The organism is Exiguobacterium sp. s50 (assembly GCF_018618175.1).
In the GTDB taxonomy this organism is placed as follows: domain Bacteria; phylum Bacillota; class Bacilli; order Exiguobacteriales; family Exiguobacteriaceae; genus Exiguobacterium; species Exiguobacterium chiriqhucha.
Genome location: NZ_JACSLP010000012.1, coordinates 1 through 19252, shown reverse-complemented (window position 1 = coordinate 19252; position 19252 = coordinate 1). Strand labels below are relative to the sequence as shown.

General features: G+C 50.4%; 23 protein-coding genes and 2 other annotated features. All 23 genes read right to left on the bottom strand.

The window, feature by feature from the left end; genetic code table 11:
• Positions 1–55: 55 nt before the first annotated feature.
• The 23 genes from KNP68_RS13740 to KNP68_RS13630 all read right to left on the bottom strand — a co-directional run bounded on the left by KNP68_RS13740 (position 56) and on the right by KNP68_RS13630 (position 19055).
• The gene (locus tag KNP68_RS13740) at positions 56–652 is read right to left on the bottom strand and encodes a class I SAM-dependent methyltransferase (RefSeq protein ID WP_029594426.1); all 597 of its coding nucleotides are present in this window, start codon (positions 650–652) and stop codon (positions 56–58) included.
• 86 nt (positions 653–738) lie between these two features.
• Complete coding sequence (rplL, locus tag KNP68_RS13735) at positions 739–1104, bottom strand: 50S ribosomal protein L7/L12 (RefSeq protein WP_021066596.1); 366 nt, start codon at positions 1102–1104, stop codon at positions 739–741.
• A gap of 59 nt (positions 1105–1163) precedes the next feature.
• Complete coding sequence (gene rplJ, locus KNP68_RS13730; protein WP_021066595.1) at positions 1164–1670, bottom strand: 50S ribosomal protein L10; 507 nt, start codon at positions 1668–1670, stop codon at positions 1164–1166.
• A gap of 45 nt (positions 1671–1715) precedes the next feature.
• Positions 1716–1869 (bottom strand) — a sequence feature (ribosomal protein L10 leader region).
• 59 nt (positions 1870–1928) lie between these two features.
• A complete protein-coding gene (gene rplA, locus KNP68_RS13725; protein ID WP_021066594.1) occupies positions 1929–2615 on the bottom strand; it encodes a 50S ribosomal protein L1 in 687 nt (228 codons plus the stop codon).
• Positions 2616–2713: 98 nt separating this feature from the next.
• Positions 2714–3139 carry a 50S ribosomal protein L11 gene (rplK, locus tag KNP68_RS13720; RefSeq protein ID WP_021066593.1) on the bottom strand — a complete coding sequence of 142 codons (426 nt, stop codon included), beginning with the start codon at positions 3137–3139 and terminating at the stop codon, positions 2714–2716.
• Between the two features lie 147 nt (positions 3140–3286).
• Complete coding sequence (gene nusG, locus KNP68_RS13715; RefSeq protein WP_021066592.1) at positions 3287–3838, bottom strand: transcription termination/antitermination protein NusG; 552 nt, start codon at positions 3836–3838, stop codon at positions 3287–3289.
• Between the two features lie 17 nt (positions 3839–3855).
• On the bottom strand, positions 3856–4026 hold the full coding sequence (secE, locus tag KNP68_RS13710) for a preprotein translocase subunit SecE (RefSeq protein ID WP_021066591.1): 171 nt from the start codon (positions 4024–4026) through the stop codon (positions 3856–3858).
• Positions 4027–4060: 34 nt separating this feature from the next.
• Positions 4061–4207 (bottom strand): 50S ribosomal protein L33, encoded by a 147-nt coding sequence (rpmG, locus tag KNP68_RS13705; RefSeq protein ID WP_021066590.1) that lies wholly within the window; start codon positions 4205–4207, stop codon positions 4061–4063.
• A gap of 128 nt (positions 4208–4335) precedes the next feature.
• The gene (gene sigH / locus KNP68_RS13700; protein ID WP_021066589.1) at positions 4336–4977 is read right to left on the bottom strand and encodes an RNA polymerase sporulation sigma factor SigH; all 642 of its coding nucleotides are present in this window, start codon (positions 4975–4977) and stop codon (positions 4336–4338) included.
• A 220-nt stretch (positions 4978–5197) separates the two neighbouring features.
• Complete coding sequence (locus KNP68_RS13695) at positions 5198–5725, bottom strand: NYN domain-containing protein (RefSeq protein WP_029594425.1); 528 nt, start codon at positions 5723–5725, stop codon at positions 5198–5200.
• Positions 5722–6471: a 23S rRNA (guanosine(2251)-2'-O)-methyltransferase RlmB gene (rlmB, locus tag KNP68_RS13690; RefSeq protein WP_029594424.1), complete on the bottom strand. Its 750-nt coding sequence runs from the start codon at positions 6469–6471 to the stop codon at positions 5722–5724. Before rlmB ends, KNP68_RS13695 begins: the two co-directional genes overlap by 4 nt.
• A gap of 127 nt (positions 6472–6598) precedes the next feature.
• Positions 6599–7006: a Mini-ribonuclease 3 gene (locus KNP68_RS13685; protein ID WP_021066586.1), complete on the bottom strand. Its 408-nt coding sequence runs from the start codon at positions 7004–7006 to the stop codon at positions 6599–6601.
• Positions 7003–8400, bottom strand: coding sequence for a cysteine--tRNA ligase (gene cysS / locus KNP68_RS13680; RefSeq protein ID WP_214799952.1), 1398 nt, complete (start codon positions 8398–8400; stop codon positions 7003–7005). Before cysS ends, KNP68_RS13685 begins: the two co-directional genes overlap by 4 nt.
• Positions 8369–9058, bottom strand: coding sequence for a serine O-acetyltransferase (gene cysE, locus KNP68_RS13675; protein ID WP_021066584.1), 690 nt, complete (start codon positions 9056–9058; stop codon positions 8369–8371). The genes cysS and cysE overlap by 32 nt, the downstream gene beginning before the upstream one ends.
• A 49-nt stretch (positions 9059–9107) precedes the next feature.
• Positions 9108–9311: a binding site (T-box leader), on the bottom strand.
• The gene (gene gltX, locus KNP68_RS13670) at positions 9308–10765 is read right to left on the bottom strand and encodes a glutamate--tRNA ligase (protein WP_214799956.1); all 1458 of its coding nucleotides are present in this window, start codon (positions 10763–10765) and stop codon (positions 9308–9310) included. It overlaps the preceding feature by 4 nt.
• A 45-nt stretch (positions 10766–10810) precedes the next feature.
• Positions 10811–11284 (bottom strand): 2-C-methyl-D-erythritol 2,4-cyclodiphosphate synthase, encoded by a 474-nt coding sequence (ispF, locus tag KNP68_RS13665; RefSeq protein ID WP_021066582.1) that lies wholly within the window; start codon positions 11282–11284, stop codon positions 10811–10813.
• The gene (gene ispD / locus KNP68_RS13660) at positions 11281–11961 is read right to left on the bottom strand and encodes a 2-C-methyl-D-erythritol 4-phosphate cytidylyltransferase (protein ID WP_214756835.1); all 681 of its coding nucleotides are present in this window, start codon (positions 11959–11961) and stop codon (positions 11281–11283) included. The genes ispF and ispD overlap by 4 nt, the downstream gene beginning before the upstream one ends.
• Before the next feature lie 58 nt (positions 11962–12019).
• Complete coding sequence (locus tag KNP68_RS13655; RefSeq protein WP_021066580.1) at positions 12020–13084, bottom strand: PIN/TRAM domain-containing protein; 1065 nt, start codon at positions 13082–13084, stop codon at positions 12020–12022.
• Positions 13085–13199: 115 nt separating this feature from the next.
• On the bottom strand, positions 13200–14576 hold the full coding sequence (gene radA / locus KNP68_RS13650) for a DNA repair protein RadA (RefSeq protein ID WP_021066579.1): 1377 nt from the start codon (positions 14574–14576) through the stop codon (positions 13200–13202).
• Between the two features lie 54 nt (positions 14577–14630).
• Positions 14631–17066 (bottom strand): ATP-dependent protease ATP-binding subunit ClpC, encoded by a 2436-nt coding sequence (gene clpC / locus KNP68_RS13645; protein ID WP_029594418.1) that lies wholly within the window; start codon positions 17064–17066, stop codon positions 14631–14633.
• A gap of 24 nt (positions 17067–17090) precedes the next feature.
• Positions 17091–18134 carry a protein arginine kinase gene (locus KNP68_RS13640; protein WP_021066577.1) on the bottom strand — a complete coding sequence of 348 codons (1044 nt, stop codon included), beginning with the start codon at positions 18132–18134 and terminating at the stop codon, positions 17091–17093.
• Positions 18134–18568 carry a UvrB/UvrC motif-containing protein gene (locus KNP68_RS13635; RefSeq protein ID WP_029594416.1) on the bottom strand — a complete coding sequence of 145 codons (435 nt, stop codon included), beginning with the start codon at positions 18566–18568 and terminating at the stop codon, positions 18134–18136. The genes KNP68_RS13640 and KNP68_RS13635 overlap by 1 nt, the downstream gene beginning before the upstream one ends.
• 19 nt (positions 18569–18587) lie before the next feature.
• Positions 18588–19055, bottom strand: coding sequence for a CtsR family transcriptional regulator (locus tag KNP68_RS13630; RefSeq protein WP_021066575.1), 468 nt, complete (start codon positions 19053–19055; stop codon positions 18588–18590).
• Between the last annotated feature and the right edge of the window lie 197 nt (positions 19056–19252).

Here is a 19252-nt window from a genome sequence, read left to right as displayed (position 1 = left end):
CATTTTATAATGTTAGCATATACGTTATAGCGAGTCAACAAGACTTCACCGTTTGTCAAGAGCGAATTGCCCGGAAAATGAAATAGCCCTTTTCTTTCGCAACCGTCTCGACTTGACCGAACACATCTTCAAGCAACTTCTTGGCAGAAGGCGCTCCTTGTTTCTTTTGAATAACGACGTAGAGCGCTCCACCTACGACAAGGTGTGTATACGCATCGCGCAAAATCGTGTGGACCACTTGCTTCCCGGCCCGAATCGGCGGATTGGTCACGATTGCGGCGAACTGTTCATCACCGACTCCGTCATAAGCGTGGCTGAGTCGCGTCTCAATCGTCACCCCATTTTGGGCGGCGTTTTGCTCTGACAAGGCAAGCGCTCGCTCGTTCACGTCGACGAGGAGTGCTTCACGCCCAGAGGCGTCGGCAAGCGAGATCCCCATCGGACCGTAGCCGCAGCCCACATCTAAAATGCGTCCTTCAACATCAGGCACTTCAAATGATTCGATTAAGAGACGTGACCCAAAATCGACCGATCCTTTCGAGAACACGCCGCGGTCCGAGGTGAAGCGATATGTCTTCCCTCGCAACTCAAACGTCCATGTCTCAGGGGCACTTTTCGAACTAGGGTCGTTCGTATAGTAATGATCTCCCATGCATTGAACCTCCTAACCCACTCTTCAAGGAAATAAAAGAAGCTCGCCATAGCGAGCTTCTATAGGTTGTAGAAGTAAAAGTTAGATTACTTAACTTCGACAGTTGCGCCAGCTTCTTCAAGCTTAGCTTTGACTGCGTCTGCATCTTCTTTAGAAACGCCTTCTTTGACTGGAGCTGGAGTTCCGTCAACGAGTGCTTTCGCTTCTTTAAGACCGAGGCCTGTAAGTTCACGTACCGCTTTGATGACGTTGATTTTACCAGCGCCAGCGTTTGTGAGGATTACGTCGAATTCAGTTTGCTCTTCAGCTACTGCTGCGCCTGCACCTGCAACTGCTACTGGAGCTGCTGCTGATACGCCGAATTCTTCTTCGATTGTTTTTACGAGTTCGTTAAGTTCGAGAACCGTCATTGATTTGAGGTCTTCGATGAATTGCTCTTTGTTGAAAGCCATTATGGTTTTCCTCCTTTGATGTTGTAAAGATTGGTTTTTGTTACGCTACGAGACAAAAATTAAGCAGTTTGCTCTTCTTTTTGTTCTGCGATTGCGTTTGTTGCGACTGCGAGCCCACGGATTGGAGCTTGAAGTACGCTGAGAAGCATCGAGAGAAGACCTTCGCGTGATGGAAGTTCTGCAAGGGCTTTAACTTCTTCAAGTGAAGAAACTTTGCCTTCGATGATTCCGCCTTTCAATTCGAGCGCTTTGTGCTCTTTCGAGAAGTCGTTCAAGATCTTCGCTGGAGCTACAACGTCTTCGTTCGAGAACGCGATTGCTGTAGGGCCAGTGAAGACTTCGTCAAGACCTTCGAAGTTCGACTGAACTGCTGCGCGGCGAAGAAGACCGTTTTTGTATACTTTGAACTCGATTCCAGCGTCACGGAGTGATTTACGGAGTGTAGTCACTTCTTCAACTGTAAGTCCACGGTAGTCAACAACGATTGTCCCAACGCTTGCTTGCATTTTCTCAGCGATTTCATCGACGAGTGCCGATTTCTGAGATACGATTTTTTCGCTTGCCATGTGTTTGCACCTCCTAGTCAATTCTTATACCGGACGAGAGGCTGCTCTTCAAAAAGAAATCCCTCGTATGAAGACATACGAGGGCGTAATTGTTTGAAAGTAAACCTGTGACAACAGGCTCAAGTTCGAGCAAAGACACCTCGGAAGGGTTTACGGACCGATGTCCACCTTCTGTCTACGGTAATCCAACATATTCGGTTGAACGTGTATTACTTTAACAGCGGTATCACACGTTGTCAACAGTTTATTTCAAGTAGATTACTTGATGAAGTCGGCAGTCGCGACACGGATCCCAGGACCCATTGTCGAAGAAAGCGCGATGTTTTTAAGGTAAGTTCCTTTTGCAGTAGCAGGCTTCACTTTCATGAGCGTCTCGATGATTGTCTCGATGTTCTCAGTAAGTTTAGTTGCTTCAAACGATTTCTTACCAACTGGTACGTGGATGTTACCGGCTTTGTCAACGCGGTACTCTACTTTACCAGCTTTGATGTCCGCGATTGCTTTCGTCACGTCGAACGTCACTGTGCCTGTTTTCGGGTTAGGCATGAGGCCTTTTGGTCCGAGAACGCGACCAAGTTTACCAACTTCGCCCATCATGTCAGGTGTCGCAACGATAACATCGAAGTCGAACCATCCTTGTTGGATTTTAGTGATGAACTCAGAGTCACCGACATAGTCAGCGCCAGCCGCTTCAGCTTCTTTAACTTTTTCGCCTTTTGCGAAGACGAGAACTTTTTGTGTTTTACCAGTACCGTGTGGAAGTACGACGGCACCGCGGATTTGTTGGTCCGCTTTCTTCGGATCTACGCCGAGACGGACAGCAACTTCGATTGTTTCATCGAATTTAGCAGTAGCTGTTTTTTGAACGAGTTCAACGGCCTCAGTGAGTTCGTATGACTTCATGCGATCAACAAGCTTAGCTGCTTCTTGGTGTTTTTTACCCATGATTCTTTTCCTCCTTGTGGTTAGCGGAATTTCCTCCCACATAATGAAGGGATTGAAGGTGAGCATAATATTCACCGACAATCCCAGAGACTAATAAATTAGTCTTCGATTACAATACCCATACTACGCGCAGTACCTTCAACCATAAGCATCGCTGTTTCAACAGACGACGCGTTAAGGTCAGGCATTTTAAGTTCAGCGATTTCGCGAACTTTATCACGCTTAACCGTTGCTACCTTCTTACGGTTTGGTTCACCAGAACCGCTCTCGATACCAGCAGCTTTCTTCAAAAGAACTGCAGCTGGTGGAGTTTTCGTAATGAATGTAAACGAACGATCTTCGTATACCGTAATGACTACAGGAATAATCAATCCGGCTTGGTCTTGTGTACGAGCGTTGAACTCTTTACAGAATCCCATGATGTTAACACCTGCTTGACCAAGTGCTGGTCCTACTGGTGGTGCTGGGTTAGCTTTACCAGCTGGGATTTGAAGTTTAACGAGTTTAGTAACTTTTTTCGCCACGAGACACACCTCCTTAAGTCTAAAATGTGGTTTCTTGGACGTTGTGCGCCCTCCCACTCAATCTATTAGGTCGAGTTTGTACCGAAATAAAGCACAACATCAAACATTTCCGATTGTACCATCCGTTCCCGAGAATGGCAAGTGGGTTTAGTTAATTTTCTGAACTTGTTCGAAATCAAGTTCAATTTTTGTTTCACGGCCGAACATGTCAACGACAACTTTGAGCTTCTCTTTCTCGGTTTCGATTTCATCAATCGTACCTTCAAAGTTCTCAAATGCGCCTTCTTTGACACGGACGAGGTCGCCGAGTTCGTAGTTGTAACGATCTTTCTTCTCGATGAGACCCATCTGTGACAATACGTTCGTCACTTCGTCCGGTTGAAGCGGAATCGGCTTAGCGCCGCCGCCCGTCGAACCGAGGAAGCCGGTGACGTTCGGTGTGTTCCGAACGACATACCATGAATCATCCGTCATGATCATTTCGACGAAGACGTAACCTGGGAAGCTTTTCACTTCTTTTTCTTTAATCTTCTTCTCGCCACTCTTGAGAGTGACTTCTTCTTGCGTTGTTTCAGTCGGAACGAGGACGCGGAAAATTTTATCTTCCATGTTCATCGAACCGATTCGACGTTCTAGGTTTTCTTTGACGTTGTTTTCAAATCCAGAATACGTCTGGACAACAAACCATTGTTTCTCCACGGCTTTCACCTCTTTCCTTAGTTAATCAATAGGTTGACGAGATAACTGACACCAGTATCTACGCCGAACACGAACAGGCCGACCACGACGACCGTCGCGATGACCGTGATGGTATATTTTGTGAGCTCTTTACGAGTCGGCCAACTCGTTTTCTTTAACTCTTTCCATACATCGCGCAAAAAGTTCATGATAGCTTCCTCCTACGTTGAATGCCAATCTACGTTACTTTGATTCTCGATGTGTCGTATGTGCATTGCAACGACGACAGAACTTTTTCAGTTCGAGCCGCGTCGTCACGTCGTCTTGCTTAACGGTCGAATAACCGTTCGACCCGCAATCCGAACACGCGAGACTTACTTTCTTTGCCATTCATAAGCGCCCCTTTCGACAGCTCTCCCACTAAAAAAGAGCGAAAAAAAAACGCCTCCTGTAAATGGCGTCTACGGACAAGGCGCTGCCTTAAAAGTATCACATAGGAGGCTTGCGGTCAATATCGGTTAGCTCGTCAGCGTTTTGACGTCGACATGCCGCTCAAACTTTTTCTTCACGCGCTGTAACGCGTTATCAATCGACTTCACGTGACGGTCGAGGTCGTCTGAGATTTCTTGATACGAACGGCCGTCCAAATAAAGACGTAACACTTTTCGTTCCAAGTCACTCAGGAGCTCTTCCATCTTTTCTTCCATGAACAGTTGCTCTTCACGCGTGACGAGCAAATCTTGCGGGTCTGTCGGATGCGGCGGCAAAATCACATCAAGAAGCGTCCGGTCCGACTCGTCGTCAAAAATCGGCTTATCGAGCGAGACGTAAGAGTTGAGCGGAATATGTTTTTGACGCGTCGCCGTTTTAATGGCGGTGATCATTTGACGCGTGATGCACATCTCAGCAAAACTTTTGAACGAAGCGAGCCGTTCGTCCCGATAGTCCCGAACCCCTTTATACAGACCGATCATCCCTTCTTGGACGATATCCTCGTGGTCGGCACCGATTAAAAAATAAGACCGTGCCTTCGCCCGAACGAAATATCGGTAACGTTCAATCAAAAACTCAAGAGCGTCGCTATCCCCTTCGTTACGCGCAAGAAAGACGAGCTCTTCGTCGGACATGTTTTCAAACTGCTCGTATGGCCATCCGTTCATGTTTCCTACCCCCCGGCGATTGATGAACTTATGTAAGTTTGTGCTCTCATTATAGGCGCCGTTTAAAACGACCGTCAAATAAAATTCTAAAAATTCCGTCAATTACAATTCGTGTAACTCATACATGTAATAGTATACAACATTTCTTTCCAAAAAAATGTCAAATTAAAAACAAAGACGAGTTCATTTCATGAACTCGTCCGTGAGTTTCGTCACCGCTTCATTTACGACGACGAATTTCTTCCAATCGGGCCCGCACATCTGGCGTGAGGTCGATTGTTTTTCGGTTGGATCGGTCCTGCTCAAGCGCCGACCGCTCTTGGGCGATTAACTGCTGCGCTTGTTTCCAATCTTTGAGCAGTTCGGCCGCGGGCACGCGGAGGGCGCCTTGACCGAAGATGACCCATTGCTCGGTGAAATCGTTCGTCGCGACGAATAACGTGACGAGACGATCATCGACGAGTTCATGGGCCCGCCGCTCAATCCATTCGTCCGCGGTCTCGTTCTCTTTCGTGTAGATGACCGCGATCCGACTCTGTTTCGCTTTCGACTCTCGTCCATAACGCATATGCGCATCGAAGACAATCGTCACTTCACGACCTGTGACCGCCTGATACTCGGCCATCGCTTCAATCAAGTCGGTACGTGCCTTCTCAAAATCGATGTCGCGCAGTTTGCGAAGGTGTGGCCAAGCGCCAATGATGTTATACCCATCCACGAGGAGCAGTTCCCGTTTCTTGATACTCATGACAATGGGTTACGTGAGCGGTGCACTTCATACAATAGAAGCGCGGCCGCGACCGAGGCGTTCAGCGATGTGACATGACCAACCATCGGCATATGGACGAGGAAGTCACACGACTCCCGCACGAGGCGGCTCATCCCTTTGCCCTCACTACCGATGACAACGACGAGCGGCATGTTCCCATCGAGGCGGCGATAATCTTGGCTCTCGCTCGCGTCCGTCCCGACGACCCATAGTCCTTTCTCTTTCAACTCTTCAAGCGTCCGCGTCAAGTTCGTGACGCGTGCGACCGGGATATACTCAATCGCACCCGTCGAGGCTTTCGCCACCGTCTGCGTCAATCCAACCGAGCGGCGCTTCGGAATGATGATTCCGTGGGCTCCGACCGCATCCGCCGTCCGAAGAATCGAACCGAGGTTGTGCGGGTCTTCGAGCTCATCGAGCAAGATGAAGAGCGGCGTTTCCCCTTTCGACTCAGCGAGTGCGAACATGTCTTCAACCGACTTATATTCGTAAGCGGCGACCGCGGCGACAACGCCTTGGTGATGTTCACTGCCGGCCATCTTCTCGAGTTTCGTCTTCGGGACGAATGAGATTTGGACCGACGCCTCGTTAGCCATCCCGATGATTTGGGCGAGTGGCCCTTTCTGTTGGCCTTCCATGATGAAGACCTTGTTCATGTCACGTCCGCTCCGGAGTGCTTCCATGACCGGGTTGCGCCCGTATAAAAAATCGATTCCTTCTTCCATCACATCGACTTCTTGGTAGTCCGGACGTTCTAGTTTCTGACGTTGCGGACGGTCGTTCCGTTCACCACGTGGGCGGTCATTCCGTTCGCCGCGTGGACGATCGAATGAGCGTTGCTCCCTTGCTCCGTCATGTCGTTTCGAATGACTCGGTTTCGAGCCATGCGAACGCTTGTTCGATGAGTTCTTCAAGACGATCCCTTCTTTCCATTAGATATGTGTAACCAATCAATGCTTCGAATGCGGTCGAGTAGCGATACGTATGAACATCTGTCCGCTTTGGGATTGAACCAGATTTCGCGTTCTTCCCGCGGCGGACAACGGCCGTTTCATCTTCGCTCAAGATGCCTGTCTCGAGCCAGTGGGTCACGACCCCAGCCTGGGCGGCCGCATTTACGTAGCGAATGGCGCCGCGGTGGAGATCGTTCGGCTTCGTCATCCCTTGTCCGAGCAGTCGTTTGCGTACCGCCATCTCATAGACGGCGTCCCCCATATAGGCGAGGGCGAGAGCGTTCAGTTGAGGAGCCTGTTGCTTCATAACCGCTTCCACCGCACCCCTTGGGCCGTATCTTCGAGTTGAATGTTCTGGTCTTTCAGGAGGTCACGAATCTCATCGGCACGCGCGAAGTTTCGCTCCGCCCGGGCCGTGTTCCGCTCTTGAATCAATTGATCGATTTCCGCGTCAAGCAGTTCCACTTCGTTCGCAATCGTTAAACCGAGCACGCCCGTCAACTCTTCGAACAGGGCGATCACGTGTTCCAACGTCGTTTTCGAGACGTGGTCCGCCTTTGCGTAGATATTGGCTTCACGCGCCAAGTCGAATAAGACCGTCACCGCGTTCGCCGTATTGATATCATCATCCATCGCTTCGATGAACGTGGTTTTAATTGTCGCGAGCTTGCGTTCCATCGCTTCACACGGTTCTTCAAGACCAGCTGTGACCGACAGGCGGTACGCGACGTTTTGGTATGCTTCCTTGATGCGATCCCATCCGTTCGCCGCTTGTTCAATCAACTCACGACTGTAGTTGATCGGATGGCGATAATGGACCGACAACATGAAGAAGCGGAGCACCATCGCATCGACTTCTTTCAACGCCTCATGGACGAGTAGGAAGTTGCCGAGCGATTTGGACATCTTCTCGTTCTCGATATTGATGAATCCGTTATGCAGCCAATAGTTGGCGAACTTCGTATGGTTGCACGCCTCCGATTGGGCAATCTCGTTCTCGTGGTGCGGGAACTTCAAGTCATGGCCCCCGGCGTGAATGTCGATCGTCGTGCCAAGGTGTTTTTTCGCCATCGCTGAACACTCGATGTGCCAGCCTGGACGACCTTGTCCCCATGGACTCTCCCATGCCGGCTCACCTGGTTTCGCGGCTTTCCACAAGACGAAATCGAGCGGGTCTTCTTTCTTTTCCCCGACGTCGACACGTGATCCCGCGCGTAAGTCTTCAATCGACTGCTGGCTCAATTTGCCATACGTCTCAAACTTACGCGTCCGGAAATAGACGTCCCCGCCTGCTTCATACGCAAAGTCCTGCGTCTCGAGTTCGCGGATGAATGTGATAATCTCTTCCATCGTGTCCGTGACACGTGGATGGACGTCCGCCGGCAATACGTTCAAGGCACCCGTGTCTGCCAAATACGCGTCGATATACCGATTCGTCAACGTACCGACGTCTTCTCCGAGCTCATTGGCGGTCCGAATGATTTTATCGTCGACATCTGTAAAGTTGAGGACGTATTTGACGTCATAGCCTCGATACGTCAAGTAGCGGCGGACCGTATCAAAGGCAATCGCTGGACGAGCATTGCCGACGTGAATGTAATTGTAAACGGTCGGTCCACATACATACATCGACACTTTCCCAGGTACGATTGGTACAAACGGCTCTTTTTTATTCGTGAGGCTGTTGTAAAACTGAATCATGTGTATTCTCCTCCATCCGTTTCTCTAATGAAGCAAGTTTGTCTTCTAGCTGAGCGACGGCACGTTCCAGCCGCTCTTGGCACTCGCGGTCCGGGTCGGGGAAGCGGTGATCGAGATCATGCTGCTTAACCCGTTCGCCGTTCCGGATGACGACCCGGCCTGGAATCCCGACGACCGTCGAGTCGGATGGGACGTCTTTTAAAACGACAGAACTCGCCCCGATTTTGACGCAATCGCCAATCGTGATATTGCCGAGCACTTTCGCCCCGGCAGAGATGAGGACATCATTCCCGATCGTCGGGTGACGTTTCCCTTTCTCTTTTCCCGTTCCGCCGAGCGTCACGCCCTGATAAATCGTTACATTGTTACCGATAATCGCCGTCTCACCAATGACGATGCCAAACCCGTGATCGATAAAGAGACGTTCACCGATGACCGCACCGGGATGAATCTCAATTCCCGTCAACCAACGGCTCGTCTGCGCGATTAACTTCGCCATTAACTTGACTTTGCGCGTCCATAGACCGTGCGCGATTCGATGTGCCCACAGGGCGTGTAACCCTGGATAGGTCAAGACGACCTCTATTTTTGATCTTGCGGCCGGGTCGAGTTCGAGCACGTTTCGTATATCGGCGCTCACACTTTTCCAAAATCCCATAATTGTTCTCCTTTTCCATATCAAAAACAAAGACGCCCCTGTGCCAAGGCACAGAGACGCCGTAAGCGCGGTTCCACTCTGTTTGGGAAAGTTCCCCTCTCATGTCTCGTTAACGCCGAGTCGCGGTCCCGACTACGTATCGCCGGAACGGCTCCGAGGTGCACTTCGACGGGGGACGCTTCTAGAACTTCCAGCCTAGGTTCTAGTCTCTGTTAAGTGTCATACCGCTTACTTTCCTCATCGTTGCCTTTAAGCTAATAATGTTGTGAGACGTGCCAAGACACGCTCTTTGCCAATTAGTGAAATGGCGTTCGGAAGCTCTGGTCCGTGCGTCTGCCCGGTCGTCGCGACCCGGATCGGCATGAACAAGTTCTTTCCTTTTTGGCCAGTCGCCTTTTGTGTCGTTTTCGTCGCTGCTTTGACGGCTTCCGGTGTGAAGTCTTCGATTGCTTCAAGTTGAGCCTTGAATTCGGCGAGGACAGCCGGTACCGTTTCTCCAGCGAGGACCGCATTGGCCTCTTCGTCGTATTCGACCTCGTCTTTAAAGAACAGGTCCGTCAACGTCACGATTTCAGCACCGTGTGTCATTTGTTCTTTATAGAGGGCGATCAACGCTGTCGCCCAATCGGCTTGTTCCATCGACAAGGCGTTCGGTAAACGTCCTGCTTCTTGTAAGAATGGTAAACTGAGTGCCACCACTTCGTCAAGCGAAGCCTGTTTCATATAGACGCTGTTGATCCAAGCAAGCTTCTGTTGGTCAAAGACGGCCGGGCTCTTCGACAAACGACTCGCATCAAACATCTCGATGAACGCTTCTTTCGTGAAGATCTCCTCTTCTCCGACCGGCGACCAACCGAGGAGCGAGATGAAGTTAAAGAGTGCCCCTGGAAGGTATCCGAGATCAGCGTATTGTTCGATAAACTGAATGATCGACTCATCACGCTTCGATAACTTCTTATGGTTCTCGTTATAAATCAATGTCATATGACCAAACGCCGGATAGTCCCAACCGAGTGCGTCATAGATCATCATCTGTTTCGGTGTGTTGGCGATATGATCATCCCCGCGCAAGACGTGGCTGATTTTCATCAAGTGATCGTCGACGACGACAGCGAAGTTGTACGTCGGGATGCCGTCCTGTTTGACGATGACCCAGTCGCCGAAGTCTTTCGACTCGAACGAGACGTCGCCTTTGACGACATCGGTCCACTTGTATGTGACCGACTCTGGTACACGAATCCGAATCGACGGTTTACGTCCTTCGGCTTCGAACGCAGCTTGCTCTTCGTCGCTCAAGTTACGATGTGCACCCGAATACCGCGGTGCCTCGCCGCGTGCGATTTGAGCCTCACGCTCCGCCTCGAGTTCTTCAGACGTCATATAGCATTTATAGGCGAGTCCGTTGTCCATCAACTCGTTCACATATTTATTGTAAAGGTCGAGTCGTTCCATTTGGAAGTAAGGACCATGATCGCCGCCGCGACCTGGACCTTCATCCCAATCGATTCCGAGCCATTCCAAATACTTCATCTGACTCTCGACACCGTTTTCCACGTTCCGCTTTTGGTCCGTGTCCTCGATTCGGAGAATCATCTTCCCGCCGGCATGGCGAGCATACAAATAGTTAAATAGCGCGGTCCGGGCGTTCCCAATATGAAGGTGACCCGTCGGACTCGGCGCATAGCGTACGCGCACTTCACTCATAATATTTCCACCTTTCTTCTCTTCTGCCCAAATAGTATACCACTTTTGTCAAGCGCGGTTGAGCAGGATGACCGCCTGGGCGGCAATTCCTTCTTCACGTCCGGTGAAGCCTAGCTTTTCAGTCGTCGTCGCTTTGACGTTCACTTGGCTGATGTCTGCCTCGAGCAACTCGGCGATGACCGCTCGCATATCGTCGATGTACGTGCGAAGCTTTGGCCGCTCCGCCATCACTGTCGCATCGACGTTGCCGAGCACATAGCCTTCCGCTTTGACGAGTTGCCAGACGTGCTGCAACAACACTTTCGAGTCCGCGTCCTTAAATTCCGGGTCCGTATCCGGGAAATGCTTGCCGATATCCCCCGCCGCAATCGCTCCGAGCGCTGCATCGGCAATCGTATGCAACAAGACGTCCGCATCCGAGTGGCCAAGCAGGCCGCGGTCGTGTGGAATCTCGATTCCCCCTAAAATGAGCGGACGCCCTTCGGCGAACGCATGTACATCAAATCCTTGTCCGATTCTCATCGATAGTCCTCCTTCGTTAAAATCGCTTCACCAAATAATAAATCTTCCGGGGTCGTCATTTTAATGTTGTGGTAATCCCCCGGGATAATCATCACCCGTTGCCCGGTCCATTCGAATAGACTGGCATCATCCGTCCCGATAAAACGAGCAGCTTCTGCCCGCTCATGGGCGGCTTGAATGGCGCCTGCCGGAAACGCTTGGGGCGTCTGCGCCAACCATAGTGCCTCACGCGGCACCGTCTGCGTGATGTGTCCGTCCATCACTTGTTTCACCGTATCTTTGACCGGAACAGCGAGAATCGCCCCTGCCGTCTTGGCCGCTTCGGCGATGGCATGAAGTTGGTCAAGGCGCACAAATGGCCGTGCCCCGTCATGAATCAAGACGACATCTTCGGGATTGACGACTTGCAATCCGGCTCGAACGCTCTGTTGTCGTTCTTCCCCACCCGTCACATATGTAATCGGGGTTTGGACATGACGCAACTGCTGCTCGAACCACGCTTGCTCCTCAGGACGCACCGCGAGCACGATGCGCGAGCACCATGCATCTCTCGCGAACGCTGCCACGGTCCACACGATAATCGGTTTTCCTTGCAGCGTCAGCATCAACTTATTCTCATCGGCTCCCATCCGCTTTCCTTTTCCTGCGGCCGGAATGACAACCGTATAGCGTACCATTCCATTCACCCCTTTTCGCGAAAAAAGAGAGCGCCGATGCGTCTCTTTTTCCACTTATTTATTCAGGACGAGCAAAAATCATGCGGCCAGCCGACGTCTGAAGCACGCTCGTGACGACAACAGGTAACGTCTTCGAGATCAGCTTGCGCCCACCTTCAACGACGACCATCGTGCCATCTTCGAGATAGGCGACACCTTGATTTTGTTCTTTTCCTTCTTTAATGACCGTCACGACCATCTCTTCTCCTGGAATGACGATCTGTTTGACCGAGTTGGCCAAATCGTTAATGTTCAATACTGGGACGTTCCGAACTTCACACACTTTGTTCAAGTTGTAGTCGTTCGTGACGACGATGCCTTTTTTCAATTCGGCCAACTTGATCAATTTGATATCTACTTCGGCGACGTCTTCAAAGTCCCCATCGTAGATTTCCACTTCGATCCGGTCGTTGTCTTGTAACTCTTTTAAAATATCAAGACCGCGACGGCCCCGGTTACGCTTCAGCGTATCCGACGAGTCCGCAATATATTGAAGCTCACCGATGACGAACTGCGGCACGATGAGTGTCCCTTCGATGAAACCGGTCTTCGAGATATCAGCGATTCGACCATCGATGATGACGCTCGTATCCAAAATTTTATCGTTAGAGCGGCGCAATGGTTCCGCGGCCGGCTTCTCTCGTTCACTTTTGACGAACAGTTTAATCCATTCATTCCGCTTCCGGTAACCGACGGCAAAGCCGAAGTAACCGAACAGAGCGGTCACAAAAATCGGTACAATCTTGCTGAGCAAGAAGATATTCGTCACTTCTAACGAGACGCTGATCAAAAAGGCGATCAACAAACCAATAATCAATCCGATTGAGCCAAACAAAATATCGCCGACCGGCAAACGGACAAGCCGTTCTTCGATAAAACGGATAAATTTAACGACCCCATCGGTCAAGAACAAACTAAGAATGAAGAAGATAAGTCCACCAATCAAACTAGCAACGTAAGGAATCGTCAACCAAGCCGGTACACTCACACCAAGGTCGCCTAATAGCAACATCGCTTCGATAATTCCAAACCAACCGACGACGAGTCCGATCAATATAAATCCGATTCGTACAGCAATCTTCACTCATTCCACCTCCTTCATTATGAATTAAAATTTCAAGAAATTAACACTTTCATTGTAACACGGTTCTTTTGAAAGCGTTCGTTACAAAGCGTTAAAAACTGCCGGAAGCGCCCCGTCAGAACGGGATAGCGAGTTGGAGCGCTTCATCGACAGTACTGACACCGACGACATCGATACCAGGCGGGGCTGTCCAGCCCCCGAGGTTGTTTTTCGGAATGATGGCCCGGGTGAATCCAAGCTTGGCCGCTTCAGCGACACGTTGCTCAATCCGTGACACCCGCCGTACCTCACCGGTCAATCCGACTTCGCCGATACATACATCCGTCGGACGGGTCGGACGGTCCCGGAAGCTTGATGCGATCGAAATACAAATGGCCAAGTCGATGGCCGGTTCGTCCAATTTAACGCCCCCGGCCGCCTTCAAATAAGCGTCTTGCGTTTGGAGCAAGAGACCCGAACGCTTCTCGAGCACAGCCATGAGAAGGGCGACCCGGTTCTGGTCAATCCCGGTCGCCATCCGGCGCGGGTTCCCGAACGAGGTCGGCGAGATGAGCGCCTGTAACTCGACGAGCACGGTCCGCGTCCCTTCCATCGATGCGACGACGGTGGAGCCCGAGACGCCAGCAGTTCGTTCTTCCAGGAAGATTTCAGACGGATTGAGCACTTCTTCGAGCCCGCCTTCTTTCATTTCAAAGATGCCAATCTCGTTCGTCGAACCGAACCGATTTTTGACGGCCCGTAAAATTCGGAATGTATGGTGACGCTCCCCTTCGAAGTAAAGGACCGCATCCACCATGTGCTCGAGCAGACGAGGACCGGCAATCGAACCTTGTTTCGTCACGTGACCGACGATAAAGACGGCCACTCCTCGCGTTTTAGCGATTTTCATGAGCGCTGCCGTACATTCCCGGACTTGGGCGACACTACCTGGCGCCGATTGGATTTCATCCATATAAACGGTTTGAATCGAGTCGATGATGACGAACCCCGGTTCTTCTTCATCGATGACTCGTTCAATCATCAACATGTCCGTCTCTGCGAGGACATATAAGTCTTCAGTCGGCAGACCGAGCCGTTCGGCTCGGAGTTTCGTCTGTTTGAGCGATTCTTCCCCGGAAATATAGAGCACTTTCCGTCCACTATGAGCCAAATGGGCACTCACTTGGAGGAGAATCGTCGACTTCCCGATTCCCGGGTCCCCACCGACGAGGACGAGCGAGCCTGGGACAATACCGCCACCGAGCACCCGGTCAAACTCTTGACTGTTCGTATGGACGCGCGTCTCTTCTTGCGACACGACGTCCGACAGACGTTCTGGCTTCAACTGTCTCGAGGAGCTATGGACGAATGCGGCTCCCCGCTTCGCCTTTTTCTCTTCGACAAATTCTTCGACGAGCGTATTCCACTCGTTACAACCTGGGCAACGTCCCATCCATTTTGCGGATTCGTATCCGCATGACTGACATACATACTTCGTTTTAATTTTTGCCATGATGTTCCTTTCCGTCTAAAAAAGCCCCCTCACACGAGAGAGGGAGCCTTGTAGTTACTGAACGACACCTTCATTACGGACGACGAATTCGCCATCTTGTACATCGAGCGCCACTTTGCTGCCTTTTGTGATGCTGCCACTGAGCATCGCTTCTGAGAGTCGGTCCTCAACCTCACGCTGGAGCGCACGGCGGAGTGGACGAGCCCCGTATTCCGGATCGTACCCGACTTCGGCGATTTTCTCGAGCGCCGATTCCGTCAAGCTGAAATCAATCCCTTGTTCTCCGAGACGTTTTGTAAGTGTCTCGGCCATAAGTTTGACGATTTCTTGGATGTGTTCTTTTTGGAGCGAGTGGAAGACGGTGATTTCGTCAATCCGGTTCAAGAACTCAGGACGAAACGCCTTCTTCAACTCTTCCATAACTTTATCTTTCATTTCCGTATATTCACGCTTCACGTCATCTTCAACCGTGAACCCGACGTACTTGTTCCGTTTGAGCGCTGCCGCACCGACGTTTGACGTCATGATGATGACCGTGTTCCGGAAGTCGACCGTACGCCCTTTCGAGTCGGTCAAGCGACCGTCATCGAGCACTTGGAGCAAGATGTTGAACACTTCAGGGTGAGCCTTTTCAATCTCATCAAGCAAGATGACCGAATATGGCTTGCGGCGAACTTTCTCTGTCAATTGACCGCCCTCTTCATAACCGACGTAACCTGGAGGCGATCCAACGAGACGACTCGTCGCGTGTTTCTCCATGTACTCCGACATGTCGATTCGGATGATGGCGTCTTCGTCACCGAACAACGCTTCAGCTACAGCACGAGCCAGCTCGGTTTTCCCGACACCAGTTGGTCCGAGGAAGACGAACGAACCAATCGGACGTTTCGGATCTTTCAATCCAGCACGTGCTCGGCGAATCGCCCGCGAAATCGATTTAACGGCTTCATCTTGACCGATGACTCGGCCGTGGAGAATTGATTCGAGTTTGAGGAGACGGTCTGTCTCTTCTTCAGCAATCTTCGTCACAGGTACTCCTGTCCAGTTGGCGACGACTTGCGCGATGTCTTCTTTCGTTACTTCTAGTTTTTCGTTCCCTTGCTTATTCTGCCATTCCGATTTGAGCTGTTCGAGTTCATCTCGAAGTTTCTGTTCGGTATCGCGTAGTGAGGCAGCCTTCTCGAACTCTTGACTCTGTACAGCCGAATCTTTTTCTTTGCGAATCGACTCAAGACGAGCCTCGAGTTCTTTCAAGTTCGGCGGTGCCGTGAATGAGCGAAGTCTTACTTTCGAAGCAGCCTCATCGACGAGGTCGATCGCTTTATCTGGAAGGAAGCGGTCCGAGATGTAGCGGTCCGAGAGAACAACGGCCTCATGAATCGCTTCATCTGTGATTGTGACGCGATGGTGCGCTTCGTAACGGTCACGTAACCCGAAGAGAATTTGTTCTGCCTCATCCGTCGTCGGTTCATTGACTTGAATTGGTTGGAAGCGACGTTCGAGCGCGGCATCCTTCTCGATATATTTACGATACTCATCGAGTGTCGTCGCACCGATACATTGAAGTTCGCCACGTGCGAGTGACGGTTTCAAGATATTCGATGCATCGATGGCGCCTTCTGCACCCCCAGCACCAATTAACGTATGCAACTCGTCAATGAAAAGAATGACGTTCCCAGCTTGGCGAATCTCATCCATCACTTTTTTCAAACGATCTTCAAATTCACCGCGGTACTTCGTTCCAGCGACGAGTGTACCCATATCGAGCACCATGACGCGTTTATTCCGAAGTGTTTCCGGTACTTCATTGTTGATGATCTGTTGGGCGAGCCCTTCGACGACTGCCGTCTTCCCGACTCCTGGTTCCCCGATGAGGACCGGGTTGTTTTTCGTCCGGCGTGATAACACTTCGATGACACGTTGAATTTCGCCTGAGCGACCGATGACCGGATCAAGACGGGATTCTCGCGCTTGCTGTGTCAAGTCACGAGCTAAGCCGTCAAGCGTCGGTGTAGCAGCACTTGTACCTGGTTGTGATGCATTAGCTGACGACTCAGTGTTTCCTAAGAGCTGGAGCACTTGCTGACGCGCCTTCGTCAAGCTGATCCCAAGGTTGTTCAAGACTCGAGCTGCTACCCCTTCTCCTTCGCGAATGACGCCGAGGAGAATGTGTTCAGTCCCGACATAAGAGTGACCAAGTTTCCGTGCTTCATCCATCGATAGCTCAATCACTTTTTTCGCACGTGGCGTATAGTGAATCGTCGATCCGTTTTCTGAACCTCGTCCGATGAGTGCCTCCACTTCTTGCTGAATCTTTTCAGACGTAAGTCCGAGAGCGAACAGTGCCTTAGCGGCAATCCCTTCTCCCTCGCGAACAAGTCCGAGTAAAATGTGCTCCGTACCGATATTATGATGGCCAAGCCGTACTGCTTCCTCTTGTGCTAAAGCTAATACGCGCTGAGCTCGTTCTGTAAATCGACCAAACATCATTGACAAAACCTCCTTAAAGTTGGATCAAACTAACCCATGATCTAACGTTCGACGAACGAGCGTCGCACGTTCGCGATCTCGTTCTTTCGTAGATAATGTTTTCCCGAAATGCTTTTGTAGGAAACCTGATTGAAGCTTTACAATCAATTCGTGAAACTGAGGTGGACTCCAATCCGATAAAATACCCAGGTCACTCGCCAAGTGAAGATCGGATAGGCGTTCGACAGCTTCTGTTGACGATAGCAGTTTTGCATAGCGTAAAATCCCATACGAGCGATAAAACTGATCTTCTAACTCGTCCTGGTTGCGAGCCAATAACTCTTCGCGGGCTTGTCGCTCTGCCTGAATGACTTGTTCCGTAATCTCCATGAAGTCGGTTAACAGTTGGGTTTCATGGCTCCCTAACGTGCGTTGGTTCGATAATTGGAACAGTCGCCCCGCCGCATCACTGCCTTCCCCGTAACGTCCCCGAATCGTATATCCGAGCTTCCGAAGTTCTTTTAGAATAGGAGTTATCCGTCCGGTCAACGTCAATCCTGGCAGATGAAGCATCACCGAGGCTCGTAAACCCGTCCCGATATTACTCGGACATGTTGTCAAATAACCTAGCTGTTCATCAAATGCGTAAGGAAGGGACTCCCCACAGAGAGCATCGACACGTCTTGCCAGTTCGAAAGCCTCTTCTACTTGATAACCTGGGAGTAGAGTTTGAATTCGTAAATGGTCTTCTTCATTGATGAGTACGCTGATCGTCTCATCATCACTTAAAAAGACGGCACTTTGTTCTTTCGCGGCAATCGTAGGGCTAATCAAATGCTTTTCAACGAGCGCTTGTCGGGTCACCTGATCATAAGCACCCATATGCAAATACTCAAAACCTTGCAATCCTCCAAGTGACGCTTCAATCCGTTCACAAAGTTGTTGCTGTCCTTCCTCCGATAATACAGGAGAAAAGACGGTGTCTTTTAAATTGCGCGCTAGACGAATGCGAGTCGAGATGACCAAATCATCTAACTTGGCTCGCTCTCTCATTTTAGGACCAAGTGGATGTTTAAGATAAGACTCCATCACGCCTCACCTCGCCCTTTCAATTGATTGATTTCTTTTTTCAGCCTGGCTGCGCGTTCATAATCTTCTTGTTCGACGGCTCGTTCCAACTCCCCTGCTAACTTTGCAAGTCGCTCTTCGATTCGCTCGTCGGGAGTCCGTAACGCATCTGGCATCGAACCTACATGTTCATCATGGCCTTGTTGATACTGACGTGTGATTTTAATCAATTCTTCGCGAAAGACGGTATAACAAGTGGTACAGCCCGCTTTTCGAAGATGAGCTAATTCAGTTTGTGTCAATTGACAGCCCGGGCACCGTTTCACAGCTGGTACGTAACCTGCCATCAGTTCAACTGTACATTGACGACATAGTCGTCTCGTCACCGGTATCCCGTTCTCGACTACTTGGATCTCATTGATGGCAGGTCGCCGTTTGCATCGTTCGCATAACATCTCTTTATGCCTCCGTCGGTCAATGGTAACTAAGTAACTTCATTAATGCGAGTAACTGTTGTCTTCGAATCAAGTGACGATCGTCAGCGTGTAACCCAAGCGCTTCATCAGACAATAAATGATACAACAAGCGCACTTCCCGCTCACTCAACATCCCTTCTTCAAATAAGCGAATCAAGATGTTCTCGACAAGCTGTTCGGAAAGACGAGGATGGTCTTGTAAAATATCCATCAAGCTGACCAACACGTCTTGCTTTTCATGTAAAATCACGCGGCGAATGCGAATATATCCCCCGCCTCCACGCTTACTTTCGACAAGATAGCCCTTCTCGACCGTAAAGCGCGTATTGATGACGTAGTTGATTTGAGACGGAACACATTCGAAACGCTTGGCAATATCTTGCCGTTTAATCTCGATTGCTTCGGCCTGGCTCTCCTTCAGCACTTGTTTTAAATACTGTTCGATTACATCCGATATGTTTCTCATCTCCACCACCCTCTGACCATCTTTGACTTTTGACTATATTCTATCATTGATTCAAAAAAAGGCAAACGAAAAGCGATGTCGCAACTGCGACACCGCTTTAAACAGAAAAAAGACGACCGAGCGGATGCTCGATCGTCTTTCGCGTTGGCCTGGCAACGTCCTATCCTCACAGGGGGAGACCCCCAACTACTTTCGGC

What these genes read in the sequence shown, in the direction of transcription:
- KNP68_RS13635 (WP_029594416.1), bottom strand. Translation starts at nt 18,568, where the DNA reads ATGTTATGCGAACGATGCAAACGGCGACCTGCCATCAATGAGATCCAA.
- ispF (WP_021066582.1), bottom strand. Translation starts at nt 11,284, where the DNA reads ATGAGAATCGGACAAGGATTTGATGTACATGCGTTCGCCGAAGGGCGT.
- sigH (WP_021066589.1), bottom strand. Translation starts at nt 4,977, where the DNA reads ATGAACGGATGGCCATACGAGCAGTTTGAAAACATGTCCGACGAAGAG.
- rlmB (WP_029594424.1), bottom strand. Translation starts at nt 6,471, where the DNA reads ATGGAAGAAGGAATCGATTTTTTATACGGGCGCAACCCGGTCATGGAA.
- rplL (WP_021066596.1), bottom strand. Translation starts at nt 1,104, where the DNA reads ATGGCTTTCAACAAAGAGCAATTCATCGAAGACCTCAAATCAATGACG.
- cysE (WP_021066584.1), bottom strand. Translation starts at nt 9,058, where the DNA reads ATGGGATTTTGGAAAAGTGTGAGCGCCGATATACGAAACGTGCTCGAA.
- rplJ (WP_021066595.1), bottom strand. Translation starts at nt 1,670, where the DNA reads ATGGCAAGCGAAAAAATCGTATCTCAGAAATCGGCACTCGTCGATGAA.
- radA (WP_021066579.1), bottom strand. Translation starts at nt 14,576, where the DNA reads ATGGCAAAAATTAAAACGAAGTATGTATGTCAGTCATGCGGATACGAA.
- KNP68_RS13630 (WP_021066575.1), bottom strand. Translation starts at nt 19,055, where the DNA reads ATGAGAAACATATCGGATGTAATCGAACAGTATTTAAAACAAGTGCTG.
- rpmG (WP_021066590.1), bottom strand. Translation starts at nt 4,207, where the DNA reads ATGGCAAAGAAAGTAAGTCTCGCGTGTTCGGATTGCGGGTCGAACGGT.
- ispD (WP_214756835.1), bottom strand. Translation starts at nt 11,961, where the DNA reads ATGGTACGCTATACGGTTGTCATTCCGGCCGCAGGAAAAGGAAAGCGG.
- rplA (WP_021066594.1), bottom strand. Translation starts at nt 2,615, where the DNA reads ATGGGTAAAAAACACCAAGAAGCAGCTAAGCTTGTTGATCGCATGAAG.
- cysS (WP_214799952.1), bottom strand. Translation starts at nt 8,400, where the DNA reads ATGATTCAGTTTTACAACAGCCTCACGAATAAAAAAGAGCCGTTTGTA.
- KNP68_RS13685 (WP_021066586.1), bottom strand. Translation starts at nt 7,006, where the DNA reads ATGAAGCAACAGGCTCCTCAACTGAACGCTCTCGCCCTCGCCTATATG.
- KNP68_RS13695 (WP_029594425.1), bottom strand. Translation starts at nt 5,725, where the DNA reads ATGAGTATCAAGAAACGGGAACTGCTCCTCGTGGATGGGTATAACATC.
- clpC (WP_029594418.1), bottom strand. Translation starts at nt 17,066, where the DNA reads ATGATGTTTGGTCGATTTACAGAACGAGCTCAGCGCGTATTAGCTTTA.
- KNP68_RS13740 (WP_029594426.1), bottom strand. Translation starts at nt 652, where the DNA reads ATGGGAGATCATTACTATACGAACGACCCTAGTTCGAAAAGTGCCCCT.
- KNP68_RS13640 (WP_021066577.1), bottom strand. Translation starts at nt 18,134, where the DNA reads ATGGAGTCTTATCTTAAACATCCACTTGGTCCTAAAATGAGAGAGCGA.
- secE (WP_021066591.1), bottom strand. Translation starts at nt 4,026, where the DNA reads ATGAACTTTTTGCGCGATGTATGGAAAGAGTTAAAGAAAACGAGTTGG.